We start from the raw sequence: 7,996 nt of genomic DNA on the forward strand, positions 1-7,996 counted from the left end.
CCCGGCCCGGGCCTCCGCGTCCTGCGGGTGCGGGATCTCCGGGGCCGCCGCGGCTGCCGGCGGCTCGGACTCGGACTGGGCCCGCGCCGCCGGCACCTCGCATCCGCGCGGGGGTACCGGTTCGTCGGCCTGCGCCGAACGCACCACCGGGGCCGCGTCCCGGCCGAACGAGGTCTCGGCGGGGTCACTCGGCCCGGCCTCCTCGCGCGGCGCGCCCACGACCACGGCCGCCGCTGCGGCGGAGCCGAGCCAGCCCGGGGCCACGACCTCGGCCTCGGCCCCCCACGCCGGGTGCTCGCGCGGCGCGTCCAACGCCGAACGGGAACCCGGCCGGGGCTCAGGCGCCGCCTCCGCCGCCCACGCCGGGTCCGGGCGGGACACGGAGCCGGCTGCGGGAACGGCCTGGGCGGCGCGGGCGGGGCCGCTCGGGGCGACGCCGGCGGGCCCCGGGTGCGGGCGCCCCGCCCCCGACGCCGTGCGGTGCTCCGAGCGGGACGCGGATCCGGGCGCGGGCTCGGGTACCGGCGCGGACGGCGCGCCCCGGCCGGGCCCAGCTTGGGCGACGGCGGACGCCGTACGGGGATCCGCTCCGGGGACCGGCGCCGGCGCCGGGCGGGCGTGCGGGCCGGGCGCGGTCACGGCCGGCTCCGCGGCCCGCGCCGGGTCCCGGCGGGACACGGACGCGGCTGCGGGAACGGACTGCGCGGCGCGGGCGGGGCCGCTCGGGGCGACGCCGGCGGGCTCCGGCTCCGCGGCCCACGCCGGGCGGGCGTGCGGCGCGGACGGTGCCGTACGGGGATCCGAGCGGGTCTCGGATGAGGCCGCGGGAGCGAGTGCGGGCGCGGGCCCCGGCTCGGCCGTCCACCCCGGGTAGGAGCGCGGCGCTTCCGGTGCCGTTCGGGACTCCTGGCGGGACGCCGATCCGGGCGCGGGCTCGGATACCGACGCGGACCGCACACCCCGGTCGGGTCCGCCTTGGGCGGCGGCGGACGCCCTACGGGGATCCGGGCCGGGCGCGGAGGTAGCCGAGGCAGCGAGTGCGGACTCCGGCTCCGCGGGCGGTTCCGTACGGGCATCCGCATGGGACGCGGATCCGGGCGCGGGCTCGGGTGCCGGCGCGGACGGCGCGCCCCGGTCGGGTCCGGCTTGGGCGGCGGCGGGCGCCGTACGGGGATCCGGGCCGGGGACCGGCGCCGGGCGGGCGTGCGGGCCGGGCGCGGATACCGCCGCGGCAGCGCGTGCGGACTCCGGCTCCGCCGTCCACGCCCGGTCCGGGCGGGGCACGGACGCGGGTGCGGGTGCGGGGACCGGCGCGGACGGCGCGCCGAGGCCGAGTCCACCTTGGGCGACGGCAGACGCCCTGCCGGAGTCCGCGCCGGGGACCGGCTCCGGCTCCGGGCGGCGCACGGACGCGGGTGCGGGAGCGGACTGCGCAGCGCGGGCGGGGCCGCTCGAGGCGACGGCGGCGGGGGGCGGCTCCGCGGTCGCCCACGTCGGGTGTGCGCGCCCCGCGACCGATGCCGTACGGGAATTCGGGCCGGGGGCGGATGCGGCCGCGGGCGCGCGGTCGGGTGCGGACGGTGGCGCCCACCCGGGGCCGACCGGGGCGGCGGCGGGCTCAGGCGCCGTCGCCCACGCGGGCGGCTGTGCGGTCGGGGCGACGGCGGCGGGCGCCGGCGGCGCCGTCCGCGTCGGGTGGGCGTGTGGCGCGGGTGCCGTCGGCGGTACGCGGAGGGTGCCCGTCGTCGAGGTGGTGCGCGTGGGGAACATCGTTACCTCCGTCATGCGAACAGCCGGCGCCAGGTTTCCGGGCCCGGGTAGCCGCTGGCCGAGGCGCCGCGCCAGCCCTGCGCGCGCTGGAAAGCCTCGACGTTGCGGCGGTCGGCCTCACCCCAGCGGGGGTCCGGGCCGGACGTGTAGTACTTGCCGAAGCCCTTTTTGCGCAGCTGCCGGGCGAGGGCCTCGATGGCCGCGTGCGACTGGCCCGGGCGGAACACCGCGGACCCGGGGAAGGCCCCTACCCCGCCCGGACCCGGCGCCACGCCCACCACCGGGGGGATGTCGGCGCCCTGCTTCTCGACGAGCAGGCGCCAGGTGTGCGCGCCGGGGATGCCGTCGGCGTCCGCGCCCGACCAGCCCTGTGCGCGCTGGAAGGCCTGGGTGGCCAGCTTGTCGTGGTCGCTCCACGTCCGGTCCGCCACCCCCTTGGGGTAGAAGCGGTACGCGCCGCGCTCGATCAGCATCCGGCCCAGTTGCTCCACGGAGTCGTTCGAGGCGCCCGGGGCGAACTTGTCCGCCCCCGGGAAGGCCTTGGGGTCGCCCGGCTTCGGGCCCGCCGCGGGCGGTTCCGGGGGGACCGCGCCCGGGGCCTCCGGAACGACCCCGCCCGTCACCCCGTTGAACCGGTACGGGACGTACTTGGCCGCGTTGCTCCAGTACCCGTAGGGCGTGGCCAGCTTCCGCGTGTTGGGGCGCGTCTGCTCGTAGGCGACGTAGTGGTTGCGTGTCTCGTCGACCCAGCCGCCGAAGATGACCACGTGCGAGCCGTTGTTGGGGTCCGCCGGGTTGTGGAAGAGCAGCATGTCCCCCGGCAGCAGATCATCCTTGGTGATCTTCGTGGCGAATTTGTCGAGGCTGCCGGTCCACTCGTTCGAGCCGAGGTTCCAGGCCATGGAGACGTAGCCCGAGCAGTCCTGTCGGTAGCCGTCCGTGAAGTACGTGGACATGCTGTACGGAACCTGCGCGTCCAGCCACAGTTTCGCCCGGTTGATGATCGTCGTGCGGTCGATGCGATTCACGGCGCCGGGCTTGGCAGGGGAGCCGGGCAGCCCGACCGGGCCGCCCTTCGGGCCGTGCAGCGGGGTCCGGCCGCCCTGCGGGGAGCCGGGGTCGTCCAGGGCCACCGGACCGGGGGCCGGGGTGGTCACGGCCACCGCGGCCGTGCCGCCACCGCCGAGGACCACTCCCGCGGCGGTGGCCAGGACCAGCGCCCGCCGGGCCCCGCGGGCCGCGGGGTGCCCCCCGTCCCGCAGCGGTATGGCCCGCGCGCGGGCGAGGGAACGGCGGCGCTGGGCGCATCCCCGGCACACGCAGTCGCCCGCGGGCTCGTACTCCTCGAAAGCGGGCATCGGCATCTGCACATGCGTCGGAGGCTGCATCGTCATGCGGATCCGTCCACTCCCCTGCTCGTCCCCTGCTCGTCCACTGGTCGGCCGGGCCCACATCTGATAAAGCATCAGATGTGCACGGCGCAGACATATCGTGCACGATAAACCCCTTAAACATGGGTTAATCGGACAAGGCGGGCGTGGCTGGTCACGAGCACCAGCGGAGGTGGGGTAGAGTTTTCCCTGTCAGCAAGCGCCGCTAGCTCAGTTGGTTAGAGCAGCTGACTCTTAATCAGCGGGTCCGGGGTTCGAGTCCCTGGCGGCGCACAGACGGAGGAAGCCCCCGCAGCGAAAGCTGCGGGGGCTTCTTCGTTTCCCGGCCGACCGGGGTCAGACCGCCGTGCCCTGGCGGGTTCCCACGCCCGTCAGGTAGGCGGAGACCACCACGTTCGCCGTGTACTCCTTGGCCGCCTTGTCGTAGGTCCCCCCGCAGGTCACGAGCCTCAGCTCCGCCCGGCCCCGGACCCGCGGGCCGTACGCCTCGTGCGCGTCGAAGGCCGCGCGCTCGTAGACCCGTACGTCCTCGATCGTGAACTCGGCGACCGATCCGTCCGCCCGCACCACCCGCACCTTGTCACCCGGCTGCACCGTGCTCAGGCCGTAGAACACCGCCGGCTTGGAGCGGGTGTCCACGTGCCCCACCATCAGGGCCGTCCCTGCCGTGCCCGGCTGGACGCCCTTGCCCCACCAGCCCACCGTGCCCGGGCTGTCGTACGGGGGCGGTTCCAGCGCGCCGTCCTTGTCCAGGCCCCGGGAGATCACCGGGGCCTGGATGCCTATGGAGGGCACGTCGACGCGCTGGGGCAGGGCCGCGGCGAGCGGGGCGTGCGCGGCCGGCAGCCCCAGGCCCACCGCCCCGCCGGCCGGGCCGGTGGGCGGGGCGGGTGCCACGGCGAGCTGGCGGCCCCACAGCCACAGGCCGAGCACCAGCACGGACCAGGCCGCGAAGGTCAGCAGCCGGCCGCCGGCGGAAGCCTTGGCCTCACTCATCCGGCCCCCGCCCGTCCACCGTCCGGCCCCCGCTCATCCACCGCTCCCCTCATCCGCCGCTCACCTCACTCGCCGCTGCGGCGGCGGCGCAGGGCCAGCGCCCGGCCCGCGACGGCCAGGGTGGCGACGGCGGCCAGTACGGCGCCGATCACCGTGTGCGGCAGGCTCGGGCCGCCGTCGTCCTGGTCCCTCTTGGCCGCGACGTCGACCGGCCCGGCCTGCTCCGCGAGCTCGGCGGACATGCCGCCGCCGCCCGCGTGGACGGGCCAGACCGGCGAGGCGTGGTGGGAGGGGTGGCGGTACGGGGAGATCTGGACGGAGCCGCTGACCTTCTCGTGGCCGTCGCACATCACCCGGATGGAGTGCCAGCCGGGCGAGGCGTGCGAGCTGATCGTCGCCTCGCCGTAGAGCGGGCTTCGGCCGCCGTCGCGGCCGTAGAGGTCGACGTCCGCGACGAAGACGGCGGACTTGGCCGCCCCTCTGGTGCCGTCGCATCCGTTGACGCGCAGCTTGACCTGCGCTCCGGGGTGGGCCGGATCCGGGTCGACCGTGATGCTGCCGCGGTGGCCGCGGTCCTCCTCGCCCGCGAGGGCGGTGGGCGCGGTCACCGCGGAGAACGCCGCCAGGGCGACGGAAACGGCGGCGGCGCGGAGAGCGATCGGGACACTGCGCATGGTGAACCTCCTCGTCAAGGAGATTCACGCGCGACGCGCCGCTCCGCATCCGGAACGGCGCCGTACGTGTCAGCCGTCCGCCTCAAACGCGGTACGCCCCGTCGGCCGTACGCCTCAGACGAGGTCGACCAGATCCGCGATCGAGTCGACGGTCTTGGTCGGGCGGTACGGGAACTTCTCGGTGTCCGCGATCGAGGTCAGGCCGGTGAGGACGAGGAAGGTCTGCATGCCCGCCTCCAGGCCGGCCAGCACGTCCGTGTCCATCCGGTCGCCGATCATCGCGCTGGTCTCCGAGTGCGCGCCGATGGCGTTCAGGCCGGTGCGCATCATCAGCGGGTTGGGCTTGCCGGCGAAGTACGGCTTCTTGCCGGTCGCCTTGGTGATCAGCGCGGCGACCGCGCCGGTGGCCGGGAGCGGGCCCTCGGTGGAGGGGCCGGTCTCGTCGGGGTTGGTGCAGATGAAGCGGGCGCCGGCGTTGATCAGGCGGACCGCCTTCGTCATCGCCTCGAAGCTGTACGTGCGGGTCTCGCCCAGGACCACGTAGTCGGGCTCGTGGTCGGTCAGGATGTAGCCGATGTCGTGCAGGGCGGTGGTCAGGCCCGCCTCGCCGATGACGTACGCGGTGCCGCCCGGGCGCTGGTCGTCGAGGAACTTCGCGGTGGCCAGCGCGGAGGTCCAGATGTTCTCGACGGGCACGTCCAGACCCATGCGGGACAGGCGGGCCTGGAGGTCGCGGGGGGTGTAGATGGAGTTGTTGGTAAGGACCAGGAAGGGCTTGCCGGACTCGCGGAGCCGCTTGATGAAGGCATCGGCGCCGGGGATCGGGGTGCCCTCGTGGATGAGGACCCCGTCCATGTCGGTGAGCCAGGATTCGATCGGCTTGCGCTCTGCCACGGGACTGTTCTCCGCTCTCGGTGGCCTGTGACCACTGACCACTGACCTCTGACCTCTGGTCTGTACCACCCTAACGGGGCCGGGCCGTGGCCGCGTCGGCCGTCCACAGCCCGGACCGCGGGGGCCTGGATCAGCTCAGGCGGACGTTGTCGACGGTCCAGTACCAGTTGTTGTTCCCGCTGTAGCGGAAGCGGATCTGGACGTCGGTGGCGCCGGCCGGGACCTGGAGCGCGAGGGACTCGGCCTTGGCGACGGCGTCGGCGTCGGCGGTGTAGGACTTCACGACGGTCGGGGCGCCGCCGTTGTAGGAGACGAGGACCTGGGCGCTCTGGCCGGACTCCTGGCGGTAGTGCGTCTGGAAGGTCAGGTTGCGCGTGCTGCCGCCGGTGACCGCCCACTTGGGGGTGATCAGGGTGGAGTCGAAGGTGCCCGTGTGGCTCTTGTCGTCCCGCTCGTCGGAGTCGGCGACGGCGAAGACGTCGCGGGAGCGGACGTTCAGCTCGCGCCACTGGTCGCGCTGCGCCTGGCTCCAGAACTCGTCGGTCGCGAAGGCCCAGCCGGCCCACTCGGTGACACCGCCGGTTCCCATGTTGGAGTTGTCGACGGACCAGCCCGCGGGCGGGGTGTGCGTGAAGCCCTTCACCCCCGCCGGGATGCCCGTTTCGTCCACGCGCGCCTGGAGGTTCGGGCGCAGGCCGTCGAAGGGTCGTCGTCCGGGGCGTTCAGCGGGACTCCGTCGATGCCGGGGGCGGCGACTCCGACCTGGGCGAGCGCGGTCGCGGCCACGTCGACCAGCTTCACGTCGTCGCGGACCGAACCGGCCGGGATGCCCGCGCCCTTGGCGATGACGAAGGTGCCGCGCTCCTGGATGGTCGAGCCGCCGTGGCCGCCGGAGTTGGTGTGGCCGTGGTCGGTGGTGACCAGGACCTTCCAGTTCTCCTGGGCGTACGTCGGGCGGTTCCGGACGGCGCTGAGCAGCTGGCCGACCAGCCCGTCGACGCGGGCGATGGTGTCGAGGTACTGCTGGCTGGAGGCGCCGTAGGAGTGGCCGGCCGCGTCGATCTCGCCGAGGTAGACGAAGGCGGCGTCCGGGTTCTGGTCGCGCAGCTCGGCGGCGGCCGCGGCGGCGATCTTCGCCGAGGGGATTGCGTTCGACGCCCTGCGGGCACCCGGCACACACCCGTCCCCGGCGGAACCTGGGGCGGGGGGCAATCAGCGGCGATCGGCGGTGCGCAGCCGCCGGGCTCCCAGCAGGAGCCCGGCGCCCGCGGCGAGGGCGGCGACGGCACCGGCTCCGTACGCCCACTCGCGCGGGCCGGTGTGGGCGAGGGAGCCCGCCTCGACGGGATCCTCCGGGCCCTCGACGGAGAACCGGTAGCCGCCGGCCTCGCCGACCCAGTCGCCGTCGTCGCCCTTGCGCTGGACGAGGGCGGCGTCGGCGACGACCTCCCCGGTGGGGGCGTCGGGGGCGAAGGCGAGGCCGACTCTGACGGTCTTGGAGCCGCCGGGGCCGACGGTGAAGCCGGGGAAGGCGTCGCCGCCGTCGAAGACGGCGATGATCTCGTCGCGGTCGCTCCGCTCCAGGCTGACGGGGAAGGTGCCGCCCGGCGCGTCGAACTCCATCCGCAGGTGGGCGGGACGCAAGGTGCGGGCCTTGTCGGTGAAGACGACGACGGGGTGGATGGCCGTGCACTCGGAGTCCGTGGTGTTGGTCAGGTCCAGGTACCAGGTCTGCGGGTCGCCGCCGGTGCGGTACACGGCCGGGCCGCCGCGGATGCGCGCCCCGATGGGGAAGGCGTGGCTCTTCCCGTCGCCACAGGTGGCGTGCGCGCGGGAGGGCAGCGCGGGTGCGGGCCGGGCTCCGCCGCCGGTGCCGATGTCCGCGGCCGCGGTGGGGGCGGTGGTGGCTACGAGTACGGCGGTGAGGGCAAGGGCTTTGCGCAGTCGCATGGAAGACCTTCGCTGCTCGCCGGACGGGACGATGATCAGACCAGGTGACAATCACCCTGGCCCTGCCCGCACCGTGCCACGCCCGCGGACCCCCACCCCACGCGCCACGCCTGAGCCGTTCCGGTTTACGCCCGATCGCCGGACGGGTCAACCCCCCACAGGACCCGGCGGCCAGGTCGGCCCCGGCGGGGCCGGGTGTGTGCCGGGGCGCTCCCCCCAGGCCCGGTCTTTTATACACATTCAACCCTGCCGACACTTTAAAGGGGTAACGACCGCGGGGGCCCGGCACGATAGAACAAAAAACAAAAACACCGCCCAAAC

General features: G+C 74.8%; 7 protein-coding genes, 1 tRNA gene and 1 pseudogene. 1 reads left to right on the plus strand and 8 read right to left on the minus strand.

Features of this window, described 5'->3' with window-relative positions; all coding sequences use genetic code 11:
- Both PV721_RS38380 and PV721_RS38385 read right to left on the minus strand, forming a co-directional pair.
- Positions 1–312, minus strand: a pseudogene (locus PV721_RS38380) (hypothetical protein); the annotation flags it as partial.
- Between the two features lie 1,469 nt (positions 313–1,781).
- Positions 1,782–3,134: a peptidoglycan-binding protein gene (locus PV721_RS38385; RefSeq protein WP_319732750.1), complete on the minus strand. Its 1,353-nt coding sequence runs from the start codon at positions 3,132–3,134 to the stop codon at positions 1,782–1,784.
- A 226-nt stretch (positions 3,135–3,360) separates the two neighbouring features.
- Here PV721_RS38385 and PV721_RS38390 point away from each other — a divergent pair.
- A tRNA-Lys gene (locus tag PV721_RS38390) sits at positions 3,361–3,434 on the plus strand.
- A gap of 63 nt (positions 3,435–3,497) precedes the next feature.
- Here PV721_RS38390 and PV721_RS38395 read toward each other — a convergent pair.
- The 6 genes from PV721_RS38395 to PV721_RS38420 form a co-directional block, all read right to left on the minus strand.
- Positions 3,498–4,157 carry a class F sortase gene (locus PV721_RS38395; protein ID WP_319732738.1) on the minus strand — a complete coding sequence of 220 codons (660 nt, stop codon included), beginning with the start codon at positions 4,155–4,157 and terminating at the stop codon, positions 3,498–3,500.
- Positions 4,158–4,222: 65 nt separating this feature from the next.
- The gene (locus tag PV721_RS38400) at positions 4,223–4,831 is read right to left on the minus strand and encodes a hypothetical protein (RefSeq protein ID WP_319732740.1); all 609 of its coding nucleotides are present in this window, start codon (positions 4,829–4,831) and stop codon (positions 4,223–4,225) included.
- A 114-nt stretch (positions 4,832–4,945) separates the two neighbouring features.
- Complete coding sequence (locus PV721_RS38405; protein WP_319732742.1) at positions 4,946–5,725, minus strand: HAD-IIA family hydrolase; 780 nt, start codon at positions 5,723–5,725, stop codon at positions 4,946–4,948.
- A gap of 130 nt (positions 5,726–5,855) precedes the next feature.
- The gene (locus PV721_RS38410; protein ID WP_319732744.1) at positions 5,856–6,395 is read right to left on the minus strand and encodes a hypothetical protein; all 540 of its coding nucleotides are present in this window, start codon (positions 6,393–6,395) and stop codon (positions 5,856–5,858) included.
- Positions 6,365–6,901 carry an alkaline phosphatase family protein gene (locus PV721_RS38415; protein ID WP_319732746.1) on the minus strand — a complete coding sequence of 179 codons (537 nt, stop codon included), beginning with the start codon at positions 6,899–6,901 and terminating at the stop codon, positions 6,365–6,367. The genes PV721_RS38410 and PV721_RS38415 overlap by 31 nt, the downstream gene beginning before the upstream one ends.
- 36 nt (positions 6,902–6,937) lie before the next feature.
- Positions 6,938–7,675 carry a hypothetical protein gene (locus tag PV721_RS38420; protein ID WP_319732748.1) on the minus strand — a complete coding sequence of 246 codons (738 nt, stop codon included), beginning with the start codon at positions 7,673–7,675 and terminating at the stop codon, positions 6,938–6,940.
- Positions 7,676–7,996 lie beyond the last annotated feature (321 nt).

The sequence above is a fragment of the Streptomyces sp. MB09-01 genome (genome assembly GCF_033794505.1).
In the GTDB taxonomy this organism is placed as follows: domain Bacteria; phylum Actinomycetota; class Actinomycetes; order Streptomycetales; family Streptomycetaceae; genus Streptomyces.

What these genes read in the sequence shown, in the direction of transcription:
- PV721_RS38385 (WP_319732750.1), bottom strand. Translation starts at nt 3,134, where the DNA reads ATGCCGATGCCCGCTTTCGAGGAGTACGAGCCCGCGGGCGACTGCGTG.
- PV721_RS38395 (WP_319732738.1), bottom strand. Translation starts at nt 4,157, where the DNA reads ATGAGTGAGGCCAAGGCTTCCGCCGGCGGCCGGCTGCTGACCTTCGCG.
- PV721_RS38420 (WP_319732748.1), bottom strand. Translation starts at nt 7,675, where the DNA reads ATGCGACTGCGCAAAGCCCTTGCCCTCACCGCCGTACTCGTAGCCACC.
- PV721_RS38400 (WP_319732740.1), bottom strand. Translation starts at nt 4,831, where the DNA reads ATGCGCAGTGTCCCGATCGCTCTCCGCGCCGCCGCCGTTTCCGTCGCC.